This window comes from Streptomyces sp. XY006, from assembly GCF_002237655.1.
Classification (GTDB): Bacteria; Actinomycetota; Actinomycetes; order Streptomycetales; family Streptomycetaceae; genus Streptomyces; species Streptomyces levis.
On record NZ_NOKT01000019.1, the window covers coordinates 110,972 to 136,861 of the forward strand.

Consider the following 25,890-nt stretch of genomic DNA (forward strand, 5'->3'; position numbering starts at 1 on the left):
CCGCCGTGGAAAGATGACGCAACCCACCCATAACGAGGAGATGACCGCGTGCCTGGCACAAACCTGACCCGCGAAGAGGCGCAGCAGCGGGCGCAGCTGCTCGCCGTTGACTCGTACGAGATCGAACTCGACCTCTCCGGCGCGCAGGAGGGCGGCACCTACCGGTCCGTGACCACGGTGCGCTTCGACGTGGACGCCGACAACGGCGCGGAGACGTTCATCGACCTGGTCGCTCCGGCCGTGCACGAGGTGACGCTGAACGGCGACTCCCTCGACCCGGCCGACGTCTTCGCGGACTCCCGGATCGCCCTGCCCGGCCTGCTCCGGGGCCGCAACATCCTCCGGGTGGTCGCGGACTGCGCGTACACCAACACCGGCGAGGGCCTGCACCGGTTCGTCGACCCGGTCGACGACCAGGCGTACCTCTACACCCAGTTCGAGGTGCCGGACGCCCGCCGGGTGTTCGCGAGCTTCGAGCAGCCGGACCTCAAGGCGACCTTCCGGTTCACCGTGACGGCGCCGGAGGGCTGGACCGTCATCTCCAACTCGCCGACCCCCGAGCCCGAGGGCAACGTCTGGGCCTTCGAGCCGACGCCGCGCATCTCGACGTACATCACGGCGCTGATCGCCGGTCCGTACCACTCGGTGCACAGCGTGTACGAGAAGGACGGGCAGAGCGTGCCCCTGGGCATCTACTGCCGTCCCTCGCTGGCCGAGTACCTCGACTCGGACGCGATCTTCGAGGTCACCCGGCAGGGCTTCGACTGGTTCCAGGAGAAGTTCGACTACGCCTACCCGTTCGAGAAGTACGACCAGCTGTTCGTGCCGGAGTTCAACGCGGGCGCGATGGAGAACGCGGGCGCGGTGACCATCCGCGACCAGTACGTCTTCCGCTCGAAGGTGACGGACGCGGCGTACGAGGTGCGGGCCGAGACCATCCTGCACGAGCTGGCCCACATGTGGTTCGGCGACCTCGTGACCATGGAGTGGTGGAACGACCTGTGGCTGAACGAGTCGTTCGCCACCTACACCTCGATCGCCTGCCAGGCCGCCGCGCCCGGCTCGCGCTGGCCGCACTCGTGGACGACGTTCGCGAACTCGATGAAGACCTGGGCGTACCGGCAGGACCAGCTGCCCTCGACGCACCCGATCATGGCGGACATCCGCGACCTGGACGACGTGCTCGTCAACTTCGACGGCATCACGTACGCCAAGGGCGCCTCCGTGCTGAAGCAGCTCGTCGCCTACGTGGGTGAGGACGAGTTCTTCCGGGGCGTGCAGGCGTACTTCAAGGCGCACGCCTTCGGCAACACGCGTCTGTCCGATCTGCTGGGGGCGCTGGAGGAGACCTCCGGCCGCGATCTGAAGACCTGGTCGAAGAAGTGGCTGGAGACGGCCGGCATCAACGTCCTGCGGCCCGAGATCGAGACGGACGCCGACGGCGTGATCACCTCCTTCGCCGTCCGTCAGGAGGCTCCGGCCCTGCCCGCCGGCGCCCAGGGCGAGCCGACGCTGCGCCCGCACCGGATCGCCGTCGGCCTGTACGAGCTCGACGACGCCACCGGCAAGCTGGTCCGCGACGAGCGCATCGAGCTGGACGTCGACGGGGAACTGACGGCCGTGCCGCAGCTGGCCGGCCGCCGCCGCCCGGCCGTGGTCCTGCTCAACGACGACGACCTGTCGTACGCGAAGGTCCGGCTGGACGAGCGGTCCCTGGCCGTGGTCACCGAGCACCTGGGCGACTTCGAGTCCTCCCTGCCGCGCGCCCTGTGCTGGGCCTCGGCCTGGGACATGACCCGCGACGCCCAGCTCGCGGCCCGCGACTACCTGTCGCTGGTGCTCTCCGGCATCGGCAAGGAGTCCGACATCGGTGTCGTGCAGTCGCTCCACCGGCAGGTGAAGCTGGCCATCGACCTGTACGCCGACCCGGGCGCCCGCGAGACGCTGCTGGCCCGCTGGACCGACGCGACGCTGGCGCACCTGCGCTCGGCCGCGCCCGGCAGCGACCACCAGCTGGCGTGGGCCCGGGCGTTCGCGGCGACCGCCCGCACGCCCGAGCAGCTGGACCTGCTGGACGCGCTGCTGGACGGCTCGCAGACCATCGAGGGCCTGGTCGTGGACACGGAGCTGCGGTGGGCGTTCGTGCAGCGGCTGGCCGCGGTCGGCCGGTTCGACGAGGCGGAGATCGCGAGCGAGTACGAGCGCGACCGCACGGCGGCCGGTGAGCGGCACGCCGCCACGGCCCGGGCCGCCCGGCCGACCCCGGAGGCCAAGGCGGAGGCGTGGGCGTCGGTCGTCGACTCCGACAAGCTGCCGAACGCCGTGCAGGAGGCGGTCATCGGCGGCTTCGTCCAGACCGACCAGCGCGAGCTGCTCGCCCCGTACGCGGACCGGTACTTCGAGGTGGTCAAGGGCATCTGGGAGTCCCGCTCCCACGAGATGGCCCAGCAGATCGCGGTCGGCCTCTACCCGACCGTGCAGGTCTCGCAGGAGACCCTGGACAAGACAGACGCGTGGCTGGCCTCCGCCGAGCCGAACGCGGCCCTGCGCCGCCTGGTCTCGGAGTCCCGCGCGGGCGTCGAACGCGCCCTGCGGGCCCAGCGCGCGGACGCGGCGGCGGCCGGGCAGTAGCGGCTCCGGCTCCACCAGCAGCACCGAGAAGGGGCGTCCGGCCTGTGCCGGACGCCCCTTCGACTGTCGTACGCCACGCCTCACCGGGCGCGCCCCTCCGCTACCGCCGCGCCGCCCCGGCCGCCACGCCCCGGCGTTCCCCCTCGGCCGGGGCGTGGCGGGGCTTCGTTCCGGTGACTCCGCGGGTGCCCGGGCCGCCCCGCCCGGCGAACTGCCCCGCCACCGTCGCCCCGAGGGCCAGCGCCATGCCCACCAGCTGCACCGGCGTCAGCGCCTGGCCGAGCGCCGCCCAGCCGACGACGGCCGCGGTCAGCGGGGAGAGCGGCCCGAGGAAGGTGACCTGCGTGGCGGTCATGCGGCCGATGCCGCGGAACCACAGCCAGTACGCGACCGCTGTGTTGGCGAGGGCGAGGTAGAGGTAGCCGCCCGCCGCCCGGCCGTCGAGTGCCGGGGGCGCGCCCTCCACCAGGAAGGCGAGCGGCGCGATGAGCAGGCCGCCCGCGGTCAGCTGCCATCCGGTGAGCGCCAGCGGCCCGACCCCCTCGGGGCGCCCCCACCGCTGGGTGAGGACCGTGCCGGCGGACATGGACACCGTGGCGGCCAGGGCCGCGAGCAGGCCGAGCGCGTCCAGCGCCCCGGCCGCGCGCAGCACGACGAGGCTCACGCCGAACGCGGCCACGGCCCCGGTGAGCAGCGTGCGCCGGGTCGGCCGCTGCCCGAGCAGCAGCGCCGAGAGCCCGGCGACGAACAGCGGCCCGGCCGAGCTGACGACCGCCGCCATGCCGCCGGGCAGCCGGTACGCGGAGAGGAACAGCAGCGGGAAGAAGGCGCCGATGTTGAGCGCGCCGAGCACCGCCGCCTTCCCCCACCAGGCGCCGCGCGGCAGCGTCCGGGCGAGGGCGAGCAGGAGCAGCCCGGCGGGCAGGGCGCGCATCAGGCCGGTGAACAGGGGGCGGTCGGCCGGGAGGAACTCGGTGGTGACCGCGTAGGTGGTGCCCCAGGAGACGGGGGCCAGGGCGGTGAGGGCGATGAGAGCCGGGCGGGAGACGGCCATGGGAGGCACCCTTCGAAGTAGGTCGGCGCTAATTAGCTTAGCGCTAAGCAACTTTCCGTCAAGCTACTTTCTTGCGGGTGACCGAGAGCGCGCCGATACTCGTGCCATGAGCGAACGCCCGGAGCAGCACACGGAGCAGCACAGGGACCCCGTCGACGCGATCGTCGAGCAGTGGGCGAAGGTCCGGCCCGACCTCGACACCACCGCGATGGAGGTCTTCGGCCGGATCAACCGCATCGCGCACGCCATGGGGGAACGGGCCACGAAGGTCTACGCGACGTTCGGGATCTCCCGCGGCGAGTTCGACGTCCTGGCCACCCTGCGCCGCTCCGGTGAGCCCTACACGCTCTCGCCCCGGCAGCTGTCGGCGACGCTGATGCTGACCACCGGCGGCATGACGGGACGGCTGGACAAGCTGGAGCGCGCCGGGCTGCTGCGGCGCTCCCCCGACCCGCACGACCGGCGCGGACTGCACGTGACGCTCACCGACCAGGGCCTCGCGCTGGTCGACGAGGCGGTCGGGGCGGGACTGGCGGTGCAGACGCGGGCGCTGTCCGCGCTCGACGCCGAACAGGCCGGCCTGCTGGCCGGCCTGCTGCGCGCCCTGCTGACCGGGGCGGACCGCCCCTGACACACCGAGGGCGCCGTCGCGGTGACCGCGACGGCGCCCTCGGTGAAAAACCCCTGATCAGGCCTTGACTTCGGTCTTCGCGTCGGCCTTGGTGGTGATGTTGGAGCTCGTCGGGTCCTTCTTCTTGTGCGACTTGTCGCCGACCATCACCAGTCCGGCGATGACCAGGTACAGCACGATCGGGGCCACGACGAAGAGGCCCAGCGTCTCGATGACGCTCAGGCCCGTGCCGGGGTCGTCACCGTCGTCGCGGGTGAGCGCGGAGGCGGGGGACGACATGAGCAGCATCATCAGCGTCGTTCCGGCTGCCAGGGCGCCGGCGCGCAGGGCGTTCTTCTTGTCCACGGTGTCAAAGTATCCAACGCCCCCCGGGCCCGCGCGCCCGGGGTGCCGTAAGAGACCCCGCCTCAGGGTCCGGCCTCCTTGAGCACCTCCATCAGCGCGTGCAGCCGCGGCGAGGCCGCGAGCTCCTCCAGCGCCACCGGACGGCCCTCGGCGTCCGCGATCGGCAGGCGCCAGTTCGGGTACTGGTCCCACGTCCCCGGCAGGTTCTGCGGGCGGCGGTCGCCGACCCCGTCCGGGAGCCAGACACCGACCATGCGGGCAGGGGTGCGCAGCAGGAAGCGGTGGACGGCCTGGATCTCGGCCTCCTCCGAGGAGGTGTCGGCACCGCCGCCGGTGCCGTGCAGCAGGCCGAGCTCGGAGAGCAGCGCGAGCCACTCGGCCGTGTCGGCGGCGGCCTCGGCGCGCTCCTCGGCCAGCGGACGGGTCAGCAGGCCGAGGCTGTCGCGCAGTTCCACGTGCTCGCCGGTGAGCCGGGCCGCCGTGGAGGGCAGGTCGTGCGTGGTGGCGGTGGCCAGGCAGTCGGCGCGCCAGCTCTCGGGGGCGAGAGGGCGGCCGTCGCCCTCCCAGTCCCGCTCGAACCACAGCACGGACGTGCCGAGCACCCCGCGCTCGCGCAGCGCCTCGCGCACCCCGGGCTCGACGGTGCCGAGATCCTCGCCGATCACCGGCGCTCCGGCCCGGGACGCCTCCAGGACCAGGACGGCGAGCATGGCCTCGGCGTCGTAGCGGACGTAGGTGCCCTCGGTGGGCGGGTGGCCCTGGGGGACCCACCACAGGCGGAACAGGCCCATGACGTGGTCGATGCGCAGGGCCCCGGCGTAGCGGAACAGGGCGCGCAGCAGGTCGCGGAAGGGCGCGTAGCCGGAGCCGGCCAGGCGGTCGGGGCGCCAGGGGGGCAGGCCCCAGTCCTGGCCGCGGGCGTTGAAGGCGTCCGGCGGGGCGCCGACCGACATGCCGGCCGCGAAGTACTCCTGCTGCGCCCAGGCGTCGGCTCCCGCGGGGTGCACGCCCACGGCCAGGTCGTGGACGATCCCGACCGGCATGCCGGCCTCGCGTCCGGCGCGCTGGGCGGCGGTGAGCTGGGTGTCGGTGAGCCAGGCGAGCCGGGAGAAGAAGTCGACCCGGTCCAGCAGGCCGTTGCGGGCGCGCGTCGTCTCGGCCGAGCGGGGGTCGCGCAGGCCACTGGGCCAGCGGTGCCAGTCCGAGCCGTGCACCTCGGCGAGCGCGCACCAGGTGGCGTGGTCCTCCAGGGCCTGGCCCTGCTCGGCGAGGAAGTCGCAGTAGGCGGCGCGCCTGCCGGGGCCGAGGGGGACCTCGCAGAGCAGTTCGAGCGCCTCCCGCTTGAGCTCCCAGACGGCGTCCCGGTCGATGAGCGCCCCCTTGTGCAGCACCGCCTCGCGCAGCCGGGCCGCCTTCTCCCGCAGGTCGCGCAGCCGGTCGGGGTCCTCGACGTGGGCGGCCTCGGGGACGTCCTCGATCCGCAGGTGCACCGGGTCGGGGAAGCGGCGTGAGGAGGGGCGGTAGGGGGAGGGATCGGTGGGGGCGCCCGGCACGGCCGCGTGCAACGGGTTGACCTGGACGAACCCGGCGCCGAGCGACCGCCCGGCCCAGCCGGCCAGTTCGGCCAGGTCGCCGAGGTCGCCCATGCCCCAGGAGCGGCGGGACAGCAGCGAGTAGAGCTGGACGAGGAGTCCGTACGAGCGGCCGGGCGGAGTGGGCAGGCGCTCCGGCGCGACGATCAGGTGGGCGTGGGCGGTGCGGCCGTCCGGTGCGGTGACGGTCAGCCGGTGGACGCCGGGCGGGAGCTGTTCGGCCGAGGCGCGGGTCTCGCCCTGCTCGGTCTCGACGCGCAGCCGGGTCCCCTCCGGCAGGGCGGCCAGGGCGGCCGGCGGGTTCGCTCCCCAGGCGACGACGGTCGGCGGCAGCAGCCGCGCGCCCAGCTCGCGCTCCCGGGCGGCGAGCGCGGCGCGGACGGCGCCGGGCGTGCTCGCGTCCACGCCGAGAGCGGCCAGGGCGAGGGTGACCGCGGTGGCCGAAGCCGCGACCGTGCGGTCCGGGGAGGGGCTGTAGGAAGGGGCGACGCCGTGCAGGACGGCGAGGCGGGACAGGTCCTCGGAGAGCGGTTCGGCCGGCCGGGGAGCGGTCATCTAGAGCCTCGAGTGGTCCGGGACGAAGGCGGGGGGCTCGCTGGTCAGGGGGGCGGCCTCGGCGAGCGGCGGCTCGCTGGTGAGGGGCTCGGCGTCGGGCAGCGGGGGCTCGCTGGTCAGCGGCGGCTCGGTGCAGGCGCTCTCGGAGCTGAAGACGCAGTACTGCGGGTCGTGGTGGCGGGGCGCGTCGGGTTCGGCGGACGGGTCGTCCGCCACGGGTTTGGACGGGGCCGGGAGCGGAAGGAACGTCATCGCAGCCACGGGGGCCTCCTTTTCGGGTACGGCTTGCGGGTTATCGCAGCCCTACCCAGTCGGCGCGCGGGCAGACGCCCTGCGCCGCACATCGTGCTCCTGCTCACATTCCGCTCCCCTCCACTCCTTCCATATTCCGGCAAAAGCCGTCACATCGGCCACTCTCGTTGACACCCTCGGCGGGCGGGTGGTGGGCTCGTTCCGCCGGTCGAACACACCTGGAGGGGGCCTGTGGGACTGCGGCACGGGAAGCGGGCGGCGGCTCTCGCGGTCGCCGTCGCGGCCGGAAGCCTGGGGGCCGCGCCCGCCGCGGTGGCGGCTCCGCCCCCGCCGGGAACGGCCGCCGCGCCGGCCCCCGGCGTCACCGAGTCGGGCCCGTCCGTCTGGCCGCGCCCGCAGTCCCTGCGCGCGAACGGCGCCCCCGTCGCCGTGCCGGACCGGGTCGCGCTGGTTTTTGATGCACACGCCGACCCGTACGCCCTCGACGCGCTGCGCGCGCTCCTGCGGCACGCCGGGGCGCGCCGGATCACGGACACCGCCGAGCCGGGCGCCCTGGTCGTGCGCGCGCGGACGGAACCCGCCCGCCCGGGCGACCGGCACGCCCTGCCCTCCGGCGGCTACGAACTGACCGTGGGCGCGGGCGGCGTCACCCTCACCGGCACCGGCGCGGACGGCCTGTTCCACGCCGTGCAGACCCTGCGCCGGCTCGTGCGCCCGGACGGCACGATCGCGGCGGCCGTCGTGCGCGACTGGCCCGGCACCGCCGTCCGCGGGGTCACCGAGGGCTTCTACGGCACCGCCTGGACGCACCGCCAGCGCCTGGCGCAGCTCGACTTCCTGGGGCGCACCAAGCAGAACCGCTACCTGTACGCCCCGGGCGACGACCTCTACCGGCAGGCCCGCTGGCGTGAGCCGTACCCGGCGGCGCAGCGGGCGGCGTTCCGGGAACTGGCCGAGCGGGCGCGCCGCAACCACGTCACGCCCGGCTGGGCCGTGGCCCCGGGCCAGGCGATGTGCTTCTCCTCCGACGACGACGTCCGCGCCCTGACGCGGAAGCTGGACGCGATGTGGGCGCTGGGGTTCCGGGCCTTCCAGCTCCAGTTCCAGGACGTCAGCTACAGCGAGTGGCACTGCGAGGCGGACGCCGAGCGGTTCGGCTCCGGGCCCGGGGCGGCCGCCCGGGCGCAGGCGCGGGTGGCGAACGCGGTCGCCCGGCACCTGGAGCGACGCCACCCCGGCGCCGCGAGGCTGTCGCTGATGCCCACGGAGTACTACGAGGACGGCGCGACGGACTACCGGCGCGCCCTGGCGCACGCGCTGGCCGAGGGCGTCGAGGTGGCGTGGACGGGCGTCGGGGTGGTGCCCCGCACCATCACGGGCCGTGAACTGGCGGCGGCGCGCGAGGCGTTCGGGCATCCACTGATCACGATGGACAACTACCCGGTCAACGACTACGCGCCCGGCCGCCTGTTCCTCGGCCCGTACCAGGGCCGCGAGCCGGCCGTCGCGACCGGCTCGGCCGCGCTGCTCGCCAACGCCATGCAGCAGCCGGAGGCGTCCCGCATCCCGCTGTTCACCGCCGCCGACTACGCCTGGAACCCGCGCGGCTACCGCCCCGGGGAGTCCTGGCGGGCCGCGATCGCCGACCTGGCGGGCGGGGACCGGCGCCGCGAACAGGCCCTGGCGGCGCTCGCCGGGAACGACGCGTCGTCGGTGCTGGACGACGAGGAGTCGGCGTACCTGCGGCCGCTGACCGAGGCGTACTGGCGCTCCCGCGCGGCGGGCGGCGCGGGCGGCGACGACGCCGTGCGGCGGCTGCGGCAGGCCTTCACGGTGCTGCGCGAGCTGCCCGGCCGGCTGGCGGGCACGGGCCTGGCGGCGGAGGTCGCGCCCTGGTCGGAGCAGCTGTCACGGTACGGCGAGGCGGGCACGGCCGCGCTCGGCATGCTGGACGCGCAGAGCGCCGGGGACGCGGCGGCGGCCTGGACGGCGTACCGGAGGCTCGGGGCGCTGCGGGACGGCCTGCAGTCGGCCCGCGTCGAGGTCGGCACGGACGTCCTGGACACGTTCCTGCAGCGGGCGCAGAAGTCGTACACGGCCTGGTCGGGCATCGATCACGAGCCGCCGCGCAACCCCGGCGACGGCCACACCCGGCGCTTCGCGCCCGCCCGTCCGCTGACCGCCCTGACCGTGCTGGCCGAGCCGGGCACGCGGGGCCGGGTCGAGGCGCGGGTGCCGGGGCGGGGCTGGCGGGAGGCGGGCCGGCTGGACCCCTCGGGGGCGACCGAGGTGCGGCTGCCGGGCGGGGCGCGGGCCGGGCAGCCGGTGGACGCCGTGCGCGTCGACGGCCCCTCCCCCTCCCGCGTGCGCCATCTCGTCCCCTGGTTCGCGGACTCCCCCGAGGCCTCCCTCGGCCTGGACCGGGACCGCGTGGACGTGGAGAGGGGCCGTACCGAGCGGCTGACGGCCCGGCTGGACACCCCGCGGCCGGCCGACACCCGCGGCCGGCTCACCGTCGAGGCGCCGCCGGGTGTGCGCGTACGGGTGCCGCGGGCCGAGTCGGTCGTGCCGCGCGGCACGACCGTGGAGGTGCCGGTCGAGGTGACCGTGGAGCGCGGCGCCCCCACCCGCTCCCACGAGGTCCGGCTCCGCTTCGCGGGCGCGGCCCGCACCCTCACGGTCCGGGCGTTCCCGCCCACCGGCGGACCCGACCTGGCCCGCACCGGAACGGCCCGCTCCGCGGCCGACGAGACGCCGGACTTCCCGGCGTCGGCGGCGAACGACGGCGACCCGGACACCCGCTGGTCGTCCCCGGCCGACGACGGCGCCTGGTGGCAGGTCGAACTGCCCCGCCCGGCCCATCTCGGCCGGCTCGAACTGCGCTGGCAGGACGCCCACCCCGCGGCCTACCGCGTCCAGGTCTCCCTCGACGGCCGCCGCTGGCGCACGGCGGCGACGGTACGCGACAGCCGGGGCGGCCACGAGAGCATCCGCATGGACGAACGGAACGTGCGCCACGTCCGCATCCAGGGCGAGAAGCGAGCCACCCCGTATGGCTACTCCCTGTGGTCGGCGGAGGTGTACGCGGTCACGGAGTAATCCCCGAGGGACCCCGCGCGATCTTTTTGCGGGCGACTATTCACTCAGTACATGTACTGAGTACATAATGATCGCCATGAGCACCCGCCACATCCTGCTGGGCCTGCTCGCCACGGGTCCGAGCCACGGTTACGACCTCAAGCGACGCCACGACGAACGCTTCCCGCAGGCCCGTCCACTGGCCTACGGGCAGGTCTACACGACCCTGCAGCGCCTCGTCCGCGACGGTCTCGCCGAGGTCGACGGCACCGACTCCGACGGCGGCCCGGAACGGACCGTCTACCGCCCGACCGGCGAGGGGACGCGCGAGCTGTCCCGCTGGGCCGCCGAGATCGCGCCGCCCGCGCCCTTCGTGGCCAACGAGATCTTCGCCAAGGTCGTGGTCGCGATCCTCTCCGGCGGCGACCCGGCCGGGTACCTGAGCGCCCAGCGCGCCGCCCACATGGAGCGGATGCGGGAGCTGACGGCCCTCAAGGCGGCCCCGGGCACCGACCTGGCGACCGTGCTCTCGGCGGACTACGCCCTCAACCACCTCGACGCCGATCTCCGTTGGATGAACACCACGGCGGCCCGGCTCACCACCCTGACCGCGGAGGTCGATGCACCATGAGCAGACCCGTCCCCCTCCTCACGGCCCGTGGCCTCGTCAAGGCACACGGCAGCACACCCGCCCTGCGCGGCGCGTCGGTCGAACTGCACGCCGGGGAGATCCTCGCCGTGACCGGCCCGAGCGGCAGCGGGAAGTCGACGCTGCTGCACTGCCTGGCCGGGATCGTCCGGCCGGACGAGGGCTCGGTGACGTACGACGGCCGGCGGCTGGAGGAGCTGTCCGAGCAGCGGCTGAGCGCGCTGCGGCGTACCGAGTTCGGCGTGGTGTTCCAGTTCGGCCAGCTCGTCCCCGAGCTGACGGTCCTGGACAACGTCGCCCTGCCCCTGCTGCTGGCCGGTACCGACCGGGCCGGCGCCCGGACCCGGGCCGGTGCGTGGCTTGAGCGCTTCGGGGTGCGCGGACAGGACGGGATGCGCCCGGGCGAGCTGAGCGGCGGCCAGGCCCAGCGGGTGGCGCTGGCCCGGGCCCTGGTCACGAGCCCGCGAGTGGTCTTCGCCGACGAGCCGACGGGGGCCCTGGACTCCCTCGCGAGCGAGCAGGTCATGACGGCCCTGGTGCACACGGCCCGCGAGGCGGGCACGGCGGTCCTGCTCATCACGCACGACGCGCAGGTGGCGGCGTACGCGGACCGTGAGGTCCGGCTGCGGGACGGCGCCGCGGCGGCGCTGGGGGTGACGGCATGAGACGCCTGCGCTCCGATCTGCGCCTGGCCTGGGAGCTCACCCGGGGGTCCGGCCGCGGCGAGTGGTGGCGGATCGCGCTGACGGCGGCCGGCGCGGCCCTGGCGACGGGGTTCGCTCTCACCGCCGCCGTCCTGGCCTCCCTGCGCGGCACCCACCGCGTGCCCGTCGCCCACGGCCTGCTGGACCAGCCCGGCACGCGGTCCGGTGTGGTCGTCGGCCTGCTGCTCCTGCTCGTGCCGGTGCTCGGCCTCCTCGGGCAGTGCGCCCGCGTCGGGGCGGTGCACCGGGACCGGCGGCTGGCCCGGCTGCGGCTGGCCGGGGCGACGCCCTGGCAGGTGCGGCGGATCGCCGCGCTGGAGACCGGCCTGGCCTGCCTGCCGGGCTCGGCGGTCGCCGTCTGCTGCTCGGTGCCGCTGCTGCTGCGCTGGTGGGAGCGGCCCAGCGCGCCGGCCTGGGCCGGGATCGCCCTGGTCGCCCTCGCCGTGCCGCTGCTGGGCACGGCGGCGGGCGGGCTCGCGCTGCGCCGGGTGCTGGCCGACCCGCTCGGCCGGGTCCGCCGGGCCGGACCGCGCGGCGGACGGGGCCCGGGCCTGCTGTTCCTGGCCGGGCTGTGCCTCATCGGCCTGGTGGGCGTGCTCACCGTGTCCGGCGCGTCCACCACCGCGGGCGGCCGGGCCGGCGGCGGTGCGCTGCTGCCGGTGCTGGGCGCGGCCGTCGCGGTCGGCGCGGGCGCGGTGTGGCTCTCGGGAGCCGTCGCCGCGGCCACCGGCCGGCTCCTCGCGGTCCGGGCCCGGTCGGCGGCCACCCTGATCGCCGCCGAGCGGCTGCGCGACGACCCCTGGGCCGCCGCCCGCGCCCACGCGGCCGTGCTGCTGGTGACGGTCGCCGGGACCGGCTTCCTGGGCATCCGGCAGGTCCTCGTGGACGTGGTGCGCGCCAGGAAGGACCTCGACACGTCCTATTACCTGGCCGGCCTCGACCTCACCGGCGCGGCCGTCGCGGTCGCCGTCGCCGTCACGCTGTCCGCCCTGGCCGTCGGCACCGCCGAGTCGGTGGCCACCCGCCGCCGGAGTCTGGCCGCGCAGGTGGCCGCCGGGGTCCCGCGTGCGGTGCTCGGCCGGGCCCTGCTGCTGGAGACCGCGCTGCCGCTGGCCCCCGCGCTGCTGCTCGCGGGTCTGGGCGGGACGGGCATCGGCGCCTGGTACGCCCTGCTGGCCGGCCGCCCGGTGCCCTGGGCGATCGCCCTGGTGCCCGTCGTGGCCTACGCCGCCTGCCTGCTGGCCGCGGCGGGCTCCCTGCCCCTGCTGCGCCGCTCGGTGCGCCCCGGGGAGCTGCGGTACGCGTGAGCGGAGGCACGCCGGAACCCGGGGGGACGGGGGTCCCCCGGGCCCGGCGGGGTGCCGCGCGCCTACACGAAGGCCCGGATCGTCGTCAGGCGGAAATGCCGTCGATCCGGGCCAAGGCGTCGTCCGCGCCGTACGGCTGCAAGTACGGCAGCCAGCGCGGGTCCCTGTGGCCGGTCCCGATGATGCGCCAGGCCAGGCCGGTGGGCGGGGCGGGTTTGTGGCGCAGCCGCCAGCCGATCTCGACCAGGTGGCGGTCGGCCTTCACGTGGTTGCAGCGGCGGCAGGACGCCACCACGTTGTCCCAGACGTGCTTGCCCCCGCGGCTGCGCGGGATGACGTGGTCGACGCTGGTTGCGACGCCACCGCAGTACATGCACCGGCCCCCGTCGCGGGCGAACAGCGCCCGGCGGGTGAGAGGAACGGGCCCCCGATAGGGAACCCGGACGAATCGCTTGAGCCGGACCACGCTGGGTGCGGGGACTGTGACGGTCGCGCTGTGCAGATAGGCGCCGGACTCCTCGAGGCAGACGGCCTTGTTCTCGAGGACGAGGACGAGCGCGCGGCGGAGCGGTACGACGCCTAGCGGCTCGTACGACGCGTTGAGGACCAGGACATGCGGCACGGATGCCTCCTTGGACGCCGGCGGCGCGTGGCTCGCGCCGGGACGATTCGTAGTCAGTCTCCCCTCATGCCTGGTGGACGCGCCACCATGTCCCGGTAACGGGCTGGGAGTGTTTTCGACCACATCTGGAGGATCCCCCGGATCATGGCCTGTTCAAGCGCAGGTGAGTCCGGTCTCTCCTTCACACATTCGTCAAAGGCACACACAATGCCCCGTTAGTGTGGTGGTTCTGCCCCTTCGGTGACCCAGCCGTGACCTTGACCCCCCTGAACCACCGCGCCGGGGCAGACCGCTGCACCTGGAGGTACCTGCCGTGTCCTTGTCCGTTGCGGACGTCGTCCTGTCGGCCGCCGGCCCGTCACCCTCGCCGATCCCGTCGGATACGCAGTCCCCGAGAGTGCCCTCGCTCCAGGACGCCCAGGAGAGCGCCACGAACGCCGCGGGCTGGGTCGAGCAGAACTGGTCGACCTGGCTCGCCATCGGCCTGCAGGTCCTGCTGGTCCTGGTGATAGCGGCCGTGCTGCGGGTCGCGGTACGGCGGGCGATCACCAAGCTCATAGACCGGATGAGCCGCACGGCACAGAGCTCGGACGGCAGCCCGCTGGGCGGCCTGCTGGTCAATGTCGAACGCCGCCGCCAGCGCTCGCAGGCGATCGGCTCGGTGCTGCGCTCGGTGGCCAGCTTCCTCATCATGGGCACCGCGGCCCTGATGATCCTGTCCGCGTTCAACATCAACCTGGCCCCGCTGCTGGCCTCCGCCGGTGTCGCGGGCGTGGCGATCGGCTTCGGCGCCCGCAACCTGGTCACCGACTTCCTCTCGGGCGTCTTCATGATCCTGGAGGACCAGTACGGCGTCGGCGACACGATCGACGCGGGCGTCGCCTCCGGCGAGGTGATCGAGGTGGGCCTGCGCGTGACCAAGCTGCGCGGCGACGACGGCGAGATCTGGTACGTCCGCAACGGCGAGGTCAAGCGCATCGGCAACCTCTCCCAGGGCTGGGCGACGGCCAATGTCGACGTCACGGTCGCCGCCTCCGAGGACCTGGACAAGGTCAAGTCCACGCTGGACGAGGTCGCGGAGAAGATGGGCGCCGAGGAGCCCTGGAACGAGCTGCTGTGGGGCCCGATCGAGGTCCTCGGCCTGGACAGCGTCCTGCTGGACTCGATGGTCGTGCGGCTCTCGGCCAAGACGATGCCGGGCAAGTCCCTGACCGTGGAGCGGGAGCTGCGCTGGCGCGTGAAGCGGGCCTTCGACGCGGCGGACATCCGGATCGTCGGCGGCGCCACGGCCCCGGTGGAGGAGACGCCCGCGGACCCGACGGCGGGCATGGCCGCGCCCTCGGCGTACGCCAGCACCAGCTCGCCGCAGTCCCAGGCGGCGACGCCCCTGACCCCGCCGAACGTCACCAAGTAGCGACCAGCACGGCACGGAGGGCCCCCGGCACAGCCGGGGGCCCTCCGTCGTTTTCCCCGCCCCGCTCACCCGGCCCCTTGACGCGGGCCGTGCGGCGCCCTACGGTCCTCGCATCCGATAGGTAAGTTTCCTAACAATGATCGGTGGACTTCCCTCCCCGATCACTGAGAAGCTGAGCAGCCGAAGGGCAGGTGTGGACACGCATGGCAGGATTCGCCGGAACGCCGGGCACCCCGCGCGTCCTGCGCGCCATGAACGACCGGGCCGCCCTGGACCTGCTCCTGGAGCACGGACCGCTGTCCCGCACGCGGATCGGCAAGCTCACCGGCCTGTCCAAGCCGACCGCCTCCCAGCTGCTGGCCCGTCTGGAGGCGGCGGGCCTGGTCCTAGCCACCGGCACCACCGAGGGCCGCCCGGGCCCGAGCGCCCAGCTCTACGAGGTCAACCCGGCGGCCGGGCACGCGGCCGGGCTCGACGTCACCCCCCAGCGGATCCTCGCCGCGGTCGCCGACATCACCGGCCGCACGGTCGGCCGCTTCGAGCTGCCCACCCCCGGCCGGCGCACCGGCACCCCGGTCGTCCAGCAGGTCACCGACGCCCTGGACGGCGCGGTGAAGGCGGCGGGCCTGGCCCGGGACGACATCCACCGCCTGGTCATCGGCACCCCCGGCGCCTTCGACCCCACCACGGGCCGCCTGCGCTACGCCTCCCACCTGCCCGGCTGGCACTCCCCCACCCTCCTGGACGAACTCGCCGCCGCGCTGCCGATGCCGTTCGAGTACGAGAACGACGTCAACCTGGTCGCGCTCGCCGAGCAGCGCCTGGGCGCGGCCCGGGGCCACGCCGACTTCGTGCTGCTGTGGAACGAGGAGGGCCTGGGCGCCGCCCTGGTCCTCGGCGGCCGGCTGCACCGCGGCTGGACGGGCGGCGCCGGCGAGGTCGGCTTCCTGCCGGTTCCGGGCGCGCCCCTGGTCCGCCAGGTCACCAAGGCCAACAGCGGCGGCTACCAGGAGCTGGCCGGCTCCCAGGCGGTCCCGCGCCTGGCCCGGGAGCTCGGCATCGACGACATCCCCGCGGGCCCGTACGCCGAGGCCGCCGCGCGGCTGCTGGCCCGGGCGGCACAGGCCGACGACGACGCCCACCGCGGCCTCCTGCGGACCTACGCGACCCGCCTCGCCACCGGTCTGGCCTCCCTCGTCTCGGTCCTCGACCCCGAGCTCGTCGTCCTGGGCGGCTCGGCCCTGACCTCGGGCGGCGAGCCGCTGCGCGCGCTCGTCCAGGCCGAGCTGGAGGAACTGGCCGCGTCCCGCCCGCGCCTGGTCGTGGGCGACGTGCGCGAACACCCCGTGCTGCGCGGCGCGCTGGAGAGCGCGCTCGCGACGACACGCGACGAGGTCTTCGACACCTCCCACTGACCCCACCCCGTCTCTGCCCCGTCTCAGCCCCGCCTCCGCCCTCCCCTTCCTTCCCCGTACCTTCCTTCCCCCGTACCTCAGGGAGCTTCGCCATGCCCGGAATGCCCCGGAAAGCGGTCCTCGCCCTCGCCGCCTCCGCCTCCCTCGCCCTCCTCGCCACCGCCTGCACCGGCCAGTCCGGCGCCGGCGCGAGCGACGACGCCTCGAAGGAGACGACCCTCACCTTCTGGCACGCGTGGAGCGCGCCCTCGGAGGTGAAGGCCGTCGAGGACCTGGTCGCCGGCTTCGAGAAGGCGCACCCCAACCTCCACGTCGAGGTCGTCGGCAACATGACGGACGACAAGATCAACCAGGCCCTGCGCGCCGGCGGCGACAAGGCCCCGGACGTGATCTCGTCGTTCACCACGAACAGTGTCGGAAAGTTCTGCTCCTCGGGCGCCCTGGTGGACCTCGACCCGTTCTTCGAGAAGTCCGGCGTCGACCCGGCGAAGACGTTCCCGAAGGCGATGAACGAGTACACCCGGTTCGAGGGCAACCGCTGCGCGGTGCCGCTGCTGGGCGACGCCTACGGGCTCTACTACAACAAGACGGCCTTCGAGAAGGCCGGCGTCACCGCCCCGCCGAAGACCTGGTCGGAGTTCGAGCGGGTCGCCAGGAAACTGACGATCCCTCAGGGCGACACCTACAAGCAGCTCGGCTTCATGCCGAACTACCACGGCTGGGAGACCACCACCGAGCACTACCTCGGCCAGTTCTCCCCCACGTACTTCGACAAGGACGGCAAGTCGAACGTCGGCAAGGACCCGGCCTTCGAGAAGGCCTTCCGGATGCAGAAGAAGCTGGTCGACACCCTCGGCGGCTACCGCAAGCTGGAGACCTACCGCTCCAAGCTGGGCGACGAATGGGGCCCCAGGCACCCCTTCCACACCGGCCAGGTCGCCATGCAGCTGGACGGCGAGTGGCGCCTGGGCATGGCGCTGGACACCAAGCCGAAGTTCGAGATCGGCGTGGCCCCCCTGCCCGTCCCCGACGACCAGGCCGACGAGTACGGCAAGGGCTACATCACCGGCACGATCGCCGGCATCGCCGCGACCAGCAAGAAGCAGAACGCGGCCTGGGAGCTGGTGAAGTACATGACCACCGGCACGGACGCGGTGGTGAACTTCTCCAACGCGATCCACAACGTGCCCTCGACCCTGGCAGCGCTGAAGTCCCCCAAGCTGAAGTACGACCCGCGCTTCAAGACGTTCCTGGAGATCGCCGCGAACCCGAACTCCACGACCGCCCCCGCCTCCGTCAACGGCGGCGTCTACCTCACCACGATCCAGCAGTTCGGCTACGACTACGAGAGCGGCAAGGCCACCGACCTCAAGGCCGGCCTGCAGAAGACGGCCGCGCAGATCGACACGGACATCGCGCAGGCGAAGTAGCCCATGAGCACTCTCACGTTGCGGGCGAAACGGCGCCGCTCCACCCTGCGCACCCTGGCGTTCCTGTCCCCCTGGCTGATCGGCTTCTCGGTCTTCTTCGCCTATCCCCTGCTGTCCACCGTCTACTTCTCCTTCATGCGCTACGACGGCTTCAAGCCGCCGGTGTGGGTGGGCACGAAGAACTGGGCGTACGTCTTCGAGCACTACCCGCTCTTCTGGCCCGCCCTGCGCAACACCCTCTGGCTGGTCGTCGTGATGGTCGCGCTCCGGGTCGCCTTCGGCCTGGGCGTGGGTCTGCTGATCACCAGGATCAAGACGGCCACGGGCGTCTTCCGCACCCTGTTCTACCTGCCCTATCTGGCCCCGCCCGTCGCGGCCACGATGGCCTTCGCCTTCCTCCTCAACCCCGGCACCGGTCCCGTCAACTCGATCCTGGAGCGGGCGGGCCTGCCGGCACCGGGCTGGTTCAACGACCCCACCTGGTCCAAACCGGCCCTGACCCTGCTGGCCCTGTGGGGCATCGGCGACCTCATGGTCATCTTCATGGCGGCCCTGCTGGACGTGCCGAGGGAGCAGTACGAGGCGGCGGAGCTGGACGGCACGTCCCCCTGGCAGCGCTTCCGTTACGTCACCCTGCCGAACATCTCCCCGATCGTCATGTTCGCGGTGGTCACGGGCGTGATCCAGACGATGCAGTACTACACCCAGCCCCTGATCGCCGGGAAGGTCGCCTCGGGCGTGATCCAGGGCGCGGGAACCCAGTTCGAGCCGGGCTACCCGGACAAGTCCACCCTCACCCTCCCCCAACTCGTCTACAACCTGGGCTTCCAGCGCTTCGACTACGGCTCCGCCTGTGTGGTCGCCCTGGTCCTGTTCGCCCTCTCCATGGCCTTCACGGCCCTTCTGATGCGCCGCAGGGGCGGCCTGATCCAGGCAGGTGACCGATGACGCAGGTACTCGACAAGCCCCTGGACCTGAAGAAGGCGCCGCCCACTCCCGCGCGACGCACGGCCCACCGCAGGGCCCTGCTGGAATGGATCGCCGTCCACTCCCTCGGCATCGCGGCGGCCCTGTTCTTCACGCTGCCCTTCGTCTTCGTCCTCCTGACCTCCCTGATGAGCGACAGCCAGGCGCTCAGCCGCGACCTGGTCCCGCACACCTGGGAGTGGGGCAACTACGCCAAGGTCTTCGACACCCCCGGCTTCCTCACGTGGTGGCGGAACACCCTGCTCTACGCGGGCCTCGGCACGGTCCTCACGGTCGTCTCCTCGATCCCCGTCGCCTACGCCCTGGCCAAGTTCCGCTTCCGCGGCCGCAAGTTCGCCCTGATGCTGGTCATCTCGATGATGATGCTGCCGCCGCAGGTGGTCGTCATCCCGATGTACCTGTTCTGGGCCAGGCAGCTGGACCTGTCCGGCACACTGTGGCCCCTGATCATCCCCATGGCGTTCGGCGACGCGTTCTCCGTCTTCCTGCTGCGCCAGTTCCTCACGACGATCCCCGACGAGTACGTGGACGCGGCCAGGGTGGACGGCTGCGGCGAACTGCGCACCCTGCTCAGGGTCGTGCTCCCGATGGCCAGACCGGGCGTGGCCGCGGTGGCCCTCTTCCAGTTCTTCTACGCGTGGAACGACTACTTCGGCCCGCAGATCTACGCCTCGGAGAACCCGGGCGCCTGGACGCTCTCCTACGGCCTGGAGTCGTTCAAGGGCGCCCACCACACCGACTGGAACCTCACCATGGCCGCCACCGTTCTGGTCATGGCCCCCGTGATCCTCGTGTTCTTCTTCGCCCAGAAGGCGTTCGTCGAGGGTGTCACGCTCACCGGAGTAAAGGGTTAGAACACGTATGAAACTCACCGTGGTCGGCGGAGGCTCGACCTACACCCCCGAACTCGTGGACGGCTTCGCCCGCCTGAGGGACACCCTGCCCGTCGAGGAACTGGTCCTGACCGACCCGGCGCAGGACCGCCTCGACCTCGTCGGGGGCCTGTCCCGCCGCATCCTCGCCCGCCAGGGCCACCCCGGCCGCATCACCACCACGACCGACCTCGACGCGGCGGTCGACGGCGCGGACGCGGTCCTGCTGCAGCTGCGCGTGGGCGGGCAGGCGGCCCGGCAGCAGGACGAGACCTGGCCCCTGGAGTGCGGCTGCGTGGGCCAGGAGACCACGGGCGCCGGCGGCCTGGCCAAGGCGCTGCGCACGGTTCCGGTCGTCCTGGACATCGCGGACCGCGTACGCCGTGCCAACCCCCACGCCTGGATCATCGACTTCACCAACCCGGTCGGCATCGTCACCCGCGCCCTGCTCCAAGAGGGCCACAAGGCGGTCGGCCTGTGCAACGTGGCGATCGGCCTCCAGCGCAAGTTCGCGGCCCTGCTCGCCCTGGAGCCGTCCGGGCTCCACCTGGACCACGTGGGCCTCAACCACCTCACCTGGGAGACGGGCGTCCGCCTGGGCGGCCCCGGGGGCGAGGACGTCCTGCCCCGGCTGCTGACGGACCACGGCGACACCATCGCGGCGGACCTGCGCCTGCCCCGCCCCCTGCTCGACACCCTGGGCGTGGTCCCGTCCTACTACCTGCGCTACTTCTACGCCCACGACGAGGTCGTACGGGAGCTGCGCACCAAGCCCTCCCGGGCGGCCGAAGTGGCCGACATGGAACGGCGTCTGCTGGCGATGTACGCCGACCCGGCCCTGGACGAGAAGCCGGAGCTGCTCGCCCGGCGGGGCGGGGCCTACTACTCGGAGGCGGCGGTGGACCTGGCCGCGGCCCTGCTGGGCGGCGGCGGCTCGCCGTACCAGGTGGTGAACACGTACAACGACGGCACGCTCCCGTTCCTGCCCGACGACGCCGTGATCGAGGTCCAGGCGGCCGTGGGCACCAAGGGCGCGGCCCCCCTGCCCGTGCCGCCCGTCGACCCCCTCTACGCGGGCCTGATGTCCGGCGTCACGGCCTATGAGCACCTGGCCCTGGAAGCCGCCCTGCACGGCGGCCGCCACCGCGTCTTCCGCGCCCTGCTCTCCCACCCGCTCATCGCCCAGTACGAGTACGCCGAGACGCTCACCGACCGACTGATCGCACACAACCGGGAGCACCTGGCGTGGGCCTGACCGCACGTGTCCTCGCGATCGACGCGGGCAACAGCAAGACGGACGTGGCGATCGTGACGGCCGGGGGAGACGTCCTGGCCACGGCACGCGGGGGCGGCTTCCGTCCCCCGGCCGTCGGCCTGGACACGGCGATGCGGGAGCTGGCCGCGCCCGTCACCGAGGCCCTCACGGCCGCCGGACTCACCTCGGTCACCCACCTCTCGGCCTGTCTCGCCAACGCCGACTTCCCCGTGGAGGAGGAGCGACTGGCGGCCGCGCTGCGGGACCGCGGCTGGGCCGACACGGTGACGGTCCGCAACGACACGTTCGCCATCCTGCGGGCCGGCGTCACCGAACCGCGCGGCGTGGCCGTCGTCTGCGGCGCCGGCATCAACTGCGTCGGCATGCGCCCCGACGGCCGCACGGCCCGCTTCCCCGCGCTGGGCCGGGTCTCGGGGGACTGGGGCGGCGGCTGGGGCCTGTCCGAGGAGGCCATGTGGCACGCCTGCCGGGCGGAGGACGGCCGCGGCGCCCCCACGGCCCTGGCCCGCACCCTGCCCGCCCACTTCGGCCTGTCCTCCATGTACGCCCTCGTCGAGGCACTGCACCTGGAGCACGTACCGCCGTCCAGGCGCCATGAGTTGACGCCGGTCCTCTTCGCGACGGCCGCCGACGGCGACCCGGCCGCGCGCGCGATCGTGGCGCGCCAGGCCGAGGAGGTCGTCGCCATGGCGGTGGTGGCCCTGACCCGCCTCGACCTGCTGTCCGAGGAGACACCGGTCCTCCTGGGCGGCGGGGTCCTGGCGGCCCGGCACCCTCAACTGGACGACCTCATCCGCCACTTGCTCACGGAGCGCGCCCCCAAGGCGGTCCCCCGGGTGGTGACGGCGCGCCCGGTCCTGGGGGCGGCGCTGCTGGGCCTGGACCGCTTCGCCGTGGGAGAGGAGGCGCAGGAACGGCTGCGGCGGCACTACGGCGTCTGAGCGGACCCGCACCCTCCGGTGGCCGGGCGCCGCGCGCACCCCACCACCCCGGGAACCGAACAACCACCCCGAACGTGTACCTGGGCAGGGGTGGTGTTCCGCGCTGCGATCCGATCAAGATCGAGGCAAGCCCGGTGCGCATGCCGGTCCCGGCGGCGATACTTGCGGCGACGGATGACCATGGGGGAGGTCACAGTGACGTACACGCCGAGGAGCAGCACACCGCCACCGGCGGGCTCCGGCCTGCCCATCCTGCCGGCCGTACCGGCCCAGGCGTCCCCGCCGGCCCCGGCCCGCCCCCCGGGCAGCCCGGCGGCACCGCGGCCCTCCCCCCAGTCCCCCCGCCGTACGGCCTTCGCCGAGGGCCTGGACCGGCTCCGCGCCGCCGCCACGACGGAACCGGGCCGTCTGCGCATCATCGGCGCCCTGCTGGCCCTGCTCGTCGTCGCCTTCGGGTCCGTCACGGCCTGGCAGATGACCGACCGCGCGTCCGCCGCCGACGACGTCCTCACCAGCAGCCAGCCCCTCACCTCCGACGCGGCCGACATCTACCGCTCCCTCGCGGACGCCAACACCGCGGCCTCCAGCGGCTTCCTCGCCGGCGGCCAGGAATCGGCCACCACCCGCGACCGCTACGAGAAGGACATCCGCACGGCCGCCGAGAAGCTCGTCAACGCGGCCGCCAACGCCGACCCCGGCTCCCCCTCCACCGCGACGATCGCCGAACTCAACCGGCTCCTGCCCGAGTACAAGGGCCTGATCGAACGCGCCCGCACCTACAACCGCCAGGGCTTCCCCGTCGGCGGCGCCTATCTGCGCTACGCCAACGAGAAGATGCAGCAGCACATGCTCCCGGCGGCGGAGGACCTCTACGAGAAGGAGAACCAGCGCCTGGAGGCGGACTACGCGGACGCCCGCCCCTACCCCTGGGCGGCCATCGCGCTCGGCGTCCTCGCCCTCGCCGCCCTCGCCTGGTCCCAGCACCGCACGTACCGCCGCACGAACCGGGTCCTCAACCACGGCCTGGTCGCCGCCACGGCCACCGCCACGGTCGTCCTGCTCTGGCTGGTCGTCGGCCACAGCGTCGCCCGGGCCGCCCTGGACGACTCCTACGACCACGGCGTCCGCTCCCTGAACGTGCTGCACGACGCCCGCATCGCCTCCCTCAAGGCCCGGGGCAACGAGAACCTCACCCTGGTGGCCCGGGGCGCGGAGACGAAGAAGGTCGGCGACCGGACGTACGACGCCTACGACCACGACTTCGGCGCGGACATCAAGGCCCTGGGCGCCCGTCTGGAGGCCGCCGGGAAGCTCGCCGACGACGCCGCGGGCGAACGCCCCGTCACCACGGCCGTGGGCAACATGAAGGAGTGGCAGCGGCGCCACGCCGCGGCCCGCGAGCAGGACGAGAACGGCAACTACCAGCAGGCGCTCGACCTGGTCATCGGCGCCAAGGGCGCGACCGGCGAGTGCTTCGACAGCGTCGACGCGAACCTGCGCGCGGCGCTGGTGCACGAGGAGACGGAGTTCCGGCACGCGGCGGGCGACGGCCGGGACGCGCTGACGGGCCTCCCGGCGGGCGCCGCGGTCCTGGCGGTCCTGGGCGCCGCGGGCGCGGTGCTCGGCATCGGCCGCAGGCTCTCGGAGTACCGGTGAACGGGCCACCGGCGAAAGGAGGAGGCACGATGCGCAGCAGTCTCAGGGGCTGGGGCGGAGTGACCGCGATGGCGGTCGTCTGCGTCCTGGTGGCGCTCCTCGCGCTCTGCCTCCCGAAGTCCGCGGTGTCCACGCGGACCGGCGGGACCGAGAAGACCGCCACCAGCACCGCCGCCACCTCCACGGCCACCACCGGATCCACGGCGGACGAGGACTGCGAGGACCCCGAGAAGCAGACCCTCTCCCCCTCCTCCGCCGACGGCCCCACCATCCAGGAGATCAAGAACCGCAAGGGCGAGAGGCGCAAGCTGATCGTCGGCGTCGACCAGAACAGCTACCGCTGGGGCTACCGCAACCCCAACAGCGGCAAGAAGGCGGAGCTCGAAGGCTTCGACATCGACCTGGTCCACCGCATCGCCGAGGACATACTGGGCGACCCGAAGGCCGTCCAGTTCAAGGCGATCCCCACCGACCAGCGCATCCCGGCGATCCAGGACGGCCGCGTGGACATGGTCGTGCGCACGATGACGATCAACTGCGCGCGCATCGCGGACGTCGCCTTCTCCGCGCCCTACTTCAAGACGGGCCAGCAGGTCCTCGCCCCCAAGTCCAGCCCCGTCACGGGCTACGACGACACGCTCGCGCACAAGAGGATCTGCACGGCGGCCGGTTCGACGGCGTACTCCACGCTGGAGGCGGACCAGAAGAGCGGCGAACTCCCCGCGACGACCGACATCTCCACCACCGTCCCGAACCAACTCGACTGCCTGGTACGCCTCCAGCTCGGCGAGGTCGACGCGGTCGTCACCGACGGCGCCCTCGCGGCGAGCCAGGCGGCCCAGGATCCGACGGTCCAGCTCAAGGGCGACGCCTTCACTGCCGAGTACTACGGCGTGGCGATGAAGAAGGACGCGGACGATCTGGTACGCCGGGTCAACCAAATCCTGGTGGACTACCGCAAGGACACCGCGAACGGCTGGCAGGCGTCGTACGGGAAATGGCTGTCCGCGACACTGGGCAAGGATGCGAAGAAGTCGGAACCCCCGGCACCGCAGTACCTCCGCACCGGCTGAGGGTGGCCGGGACCGACGAATGAACAAGCCCCAACTCCCCGACCGGCACACAGGCAGCGAGAGGTGATCGATGGGCGTCACGGGACCCACCGGGCCGGTGATGGACCGGGACGAGGTGGACCGTGCGCTGGCGCGGCTCGGCGCGGAGCACGAGGCGATCGAGACCTCGCTCCTCGCCCTGCAGGACCACGCGGGCCGCAGACTCCTGGAGGGTGCCGAGCTCACCGGCGTGACGCGGGAGCGCTGGGCGTCCACGGAGGCGTCTATCACGCTGCTGTGGACGTACTTCGACGCGTACTCCGACGCGCTGCGCTCTGCCCGGGACATCCGGGCCCGGCGCCGCTGGTCCAGCCGCGAGGACCTGGCGGAGCTGACGGAACTCCTCAGCGGTGAAGCCGTCACGATCGCGGGCAGTGCCGCGGCGACGGCCAACGCCCCGACGCCGCACGGCAGTCCGGGCAGGCTCAGTGAGCGCTACTCGCTCGCCACGCTCGTCGACCGGATGAACGAGCTGTACGCGACGAGCCTGGACATGGTGGTCGCGGCGGACGCGGTCTGGTCGGCGCTGCCGGCCCGGATCGACCTGCTGGCGGCCGAACTCCAGCGCACCCGCCGGCTCGCCCACTCGGTCGGGGTGCGGCCCGGCGAGCATCCGGCCGGCGACGACCTGGAGCGCATCACCCGCACGCTGACGAAGCTGCGCGAGCAGGTGATCTCGGATCCGCTGGCGTTCTGGCAGCCCGCCGAGGGCAGTTCGGCCCCGGGCGGCGGCCGGCCGGACACCACGGTGTACGACCGCGAGGCGCGCGCCCTGGAGGACGTGCGGCGGGAGATCGACGCCGTGCTGACGGTCCGCCAGGACGCGGAGAAGCGGATCGTCGCGCTGCGGGACGTCCTCAGCCGGGCGGACCGCACGCTCGCCGAGGCGCGCACCGCGCGCGGCGAGGTCCTGGCGAAGATCGCCGCGACGGAGGTGCCGGTCGTCAGCGGCCCGCCCACGGCGCTGCAGGAGCAGCTGGCGACGGCCGCGGAGTACCGCAGGCAGGGCCAGTGGCACCGCCTGTCCCCGCTGCTGGAGTCGCTGGAGCAGAAGGCCGAGGACGAACTGCTGCGCGCCCGCGAGTCGTTGACGGCCGTCACGGCTCCCCTGGCGGTCCGCGCCGAACTGCGCGGCCGGCTCGACGCGTACAAGGCCAAGGTCGCCCGGCACGGCTTCGCGGAGGACGCGCTGCTGGTGGAGCGGTACGAGAAGGCGCGCCGCATGCTGTGGAGCGCCCCCTGCGACCTGCGCGCCGCCGAGCAGGCCGTGCTGCGCTACCAGCATGCGGCCGCCGAGCTGCTCGGCGGCCCGCGGGTGCCGGACCAGGGCGGGCCCGAGGACGACCGGAGGGGGCCGGGCGCATGAG

General features: G+C 73.5%; 21 protein-coding genes. 16 read left to right on the plus strand and 5 right to left on the minus strand.

The features are described 5' to 3' along the window. Positions 1 to 48: 48 nt before the first annotated feature. Complete coding sequence (pepN, locus tag CHR28_RS22690; protein WP_094055520.1) at positions 49 to 2,631, plus strand: aminopeptidase N; 2,583 nt, start codon at positions 49 to 51, stop codon at positions 2,629 to 2,631. Between the two features lie 100 nt (positions 2,632 to 2,731). Here pepN and CHR28_RS22695 read toward each other — a convergent pair whose 3' ends face one another. Beyond that, the gene (locus CHR28_RS22695) at positions 2,732 to 3,685 is read right to left on the minus strand and encodes an EamA family transporter (RefSeq protein ID WP_256984346.1); all 954 of its coding nucleotides are present in this window, start codon (positions 3,683 to 3,685) and stop codon (positions 2,732 to 2,734) included. 106 nt (positions 3,686 to 3,791) lie between these two features. On the opposite strand from CHR28_RS22695, the gene CHR28_RS22700 reads away from it, so the two are divergent. After that, positions 3,792 to 4,316 (plus strand): MarR family winged helix-turn-helix transcriptional regulator, encoded by a 525-nt coding sequence (locus CHR28_RS22700; protein ID WP_094055521.1) that lies wholly within the window; start codon positions 3,792 to 3,794, stop codon positions 4,314 to 4,316. A 57-nt stretch (positions 4,317 to 4,373) separates the two neighbouring features. Here CHR28_RS22700 and CHR28_RS22705 read toward each other — a convergent pair whose 3' ends face one another. The 3 genes from CHR28_RS22705 to CHR28_RS22715 form a co-directional block, all read right to left on the minus strand. Continuing rightward, entirely contained in the window at positions 4,374 to 4,661 is a 288-nt protein-coding gene (locus tag CHR28_RS22705; protein ID WP_094055522.1) for a hypothetical protein, read from the minus strand. A 62-nt stretch (positions 4,662 to 4,723) separates the two neighbouring features. After that, a complete protein-coding gene (malQ, locus tag CHR28_RS22710; RefSeq protein WP_094055523.1) occupies positions 4,724 to 6,808 on the minus strand; it encodes a 4-alpha-glucanotransferase in 2,085 nt (694 codons plus the stop codon). Beyond that, positions 6,809 to 7,069, minus strand: coding sequence for a hypothetical protein (locus CHR28_RS22715; RefSeq protein WP_094055524.1), 261 nt, complete (start codon positions 7,067 to 7,069; stop codon positions 6,809 to 6,811). Positions 7,070 to 7,291: 222 nt separating this feature from the next. On the opposite strand from CHR28_RS22715, the gene CHR28_RS22720 reads away from it, so the two are divergent. From CHR28_RS22720 to CHR28_RS22735, 4 genes are all read left to right on the plus strand, one after another. Next, positions 7,292 to 10,159, plus strand: a complete 2,868-nt coding sequence (locus tag CHR28_RS22720) for a beta-N-acetylglucosaminidase domain-containing protein (protein ID WP_094055525.1) — start codon at positions 7,292 to 7,294, stop codon at positions 10,157 to 10,159. Positions 10,160 to 10,235: 76 nt separating this feature from the next. Continuing rightward, positions 10,236 to 10,769, plus strand: coding sequence for a PadR family transcriptional regulator (locus tag CHR28_RS22725; protein WP_094055565.1), 534 nt, complete (start codon positions 10,236 to 10,238; stop codon positions 10,767 to 10,769). Continuing rightward, positions 10,766 to 11,452, plus strand: a complete 687-nt coding sequence (locus CHR28_RS22730; RefSeq protein ID WP_094055526.1) for an ABC transporter ATP-binding protein — start codon at positions 10,766 to 10,768, stop codon at positions 11,450 to 11,452. The genes CHR28_RS22725 and CHR28_RS22730 overlap by 4 nt, the downstream gene beginning before the upstream one ends. Then, complete coding sequence (locus tag CHR28_RS22735) at positions 11,449 to 12,798, plus strand: FtsX-like permease family protein (RefSeq protein WP_094055527.1); 1,350 nt, start codon at positions 11,449 to 11,451, stop codon at positions 12,796 to 12,798. Before CHR28_RS22730 ends, CHR28_RS22735 begins: the two co-directional genes overlap by 4 nt. 85 nt (positions 12,799 to 12,883) lie before the next feature. On the opposite strand, the gene CHR28_RS22740 is transcribed toward CHR28_RS22735, so the two are convergent. Beyond that, positions 12,884 to 13,420 carry an HNH endonuclease gene (locus CHR28_RS22740; protein ID WP_030237121.1) on the minus strand — a complete coding sequence of 179 codons (537 nt, stop codon included), beginning with the start codon at positions 13,418 to 13,420 and terminating at the stop codon, positions 12,884 to 12,886. 313 nt (positions 13,421 to 13,733) lie between these two features. Between CHR28_RS22740 and CHR28_RS22745 the strand changes: the two genes are divergently transcribed. The 10 genes from CHR28_RS22745 to CHR28_RS22790 all read left to right on the plus strand — a co-directional run bounded on the left by CHR28_RS22745 (position 13,734) and on the right by CHR28_RS22790 (position 25,889). Next, positions 13,734 to 14,834, plus strand: coding sequence for a mechanosensitive ion channel family protein (locus tag CHR28_RS22745; RefSeq protein ID WP_094055528.1), 1,101 nt, complete (start codon positions 13,734 to 13,736; stop codon positions 14,832 to 14,834). Positions 14,835 to 15,037: 203 nt separating this feature from the next. Then, on the plus strand, positions 15,038 to 16,249 hold the full coding sequence (locus tag CHR28_RS22750; RefSeq protein WP_094055529.1) for an ROK family transcriptional regulator: 1,212 nt from the start codon (positions 15,038 to 15,040) through the stop codon (positions 16,247 to 16,249). Between the two features lie 92 nt (positions 16,250 to 16,341). After that, positions 16,342 to 17,679, plus strand: coding sequence for an ABC transporter substrate-binding protein (locus CHR28_RS22755; RefSeq protein WP_094055530.1), 1,338 nt, complete (start codon positions 16,342 to 16,344; stop codon positions 17,677 to 17,679). Positions 17,680 to 17,682: 3 nt separating this feature from the next. Beyond that, positions 17,683 to 18,627 carry a carbohydrate ABC transporter permease gene (locus CHR28_RS22760; RefSeq protein ID WP_094055531.1) on the plus strand — a complete coding sequence of 315 codons (945 nt, stop codon included), beginning with the start codon at positions 17,683 to 17,685 and terminating at the stop codon, positions 18,625 to 18,627. Continuing rightward, the gene (locus CHR28_RS22765) at positions 18,624 to 19,520 is read left to right on the plus strand and encodes a carbohydrate ABC transporter permease (protein ID WP_094055532.1); all 897 of its coding nucleotides are present in this window, start codon (positions 18,624 to 18,626) and stop codon (positions 19,518 to 19,520) included. Before CHR28_RS22760 ends, CHR28_RS22765 begins: the two co-directional genes overlap by 4 nt. Positions 19,521 to 19,527: 7 nt before the next feature. Next, a complete protein-coding gene (locus CHR28_RS22770; RefSeq protein ID WP_094055533.1) occupies positions 19,528 to 20,793 on the plus strand; it encodes a family 4 glycosyl hydrolase in 1,266 nt (421 codons plus the stop codon). Then, a complete protein-coding gene (locus tag CHR28_RS22775; RefSeq protein WP_094055534.1) occupies positions 20,784 to 21,755 on the plus strand; it encodes an N-acetylglucosamine kinase in 972 nt (323 codons plus the stop codon). The genes CHR28_RS22770 and CHR28_RS22775 overlap by 10 nt, the downstream gene beginning before the upstream one ends. A 180-nt stretch (positions 21,756 to 21,935) precedes the next feature. Beyond that, on the plus strand, positions 21,936 to 23,411 hold the full coding sequence (locus CHR28_RS22780; RefSeq protein ID WP_256984347.1) for a hypothetical protein: 1,476 nt from the start codon (positions 21,936 to 21,938) through the stop codon (positions 23,409 to 23,411). A 29-nt stretch (positions 23,412 to 23,440) separates the two neighbouring features. After that, the gene (locus CHR28_RS22785; RefSeq protein ID WP_179272528.1) at positions 23,441 to 24,484 is read left to right on the plus strand and encodes a glutamate ABC transporter substrate-binding protein; all 1,044 of its coding nucleotides are present in this window, start codon (positions 23,441 to 23,443) and stop codon (positions 24,482 to 24,484) included. A 70-nt stretch (positions 24,485 to 24,554) separates the two neighbouring features. Next, positions 24,555 to 25,889 carry a hypothetical protein gene (locus CHR28_RS22790; protein WP_094055536.1) on the plus strand — a complete coding sequence of 445 codons (1,335 nt, stop codon included), beginning with the start codon at positions 24,555 to 24,557 and terminating at the stop codon, positions 25,887 to 25,889. Position 25,890: the final 1 nt, after the last annotated feature.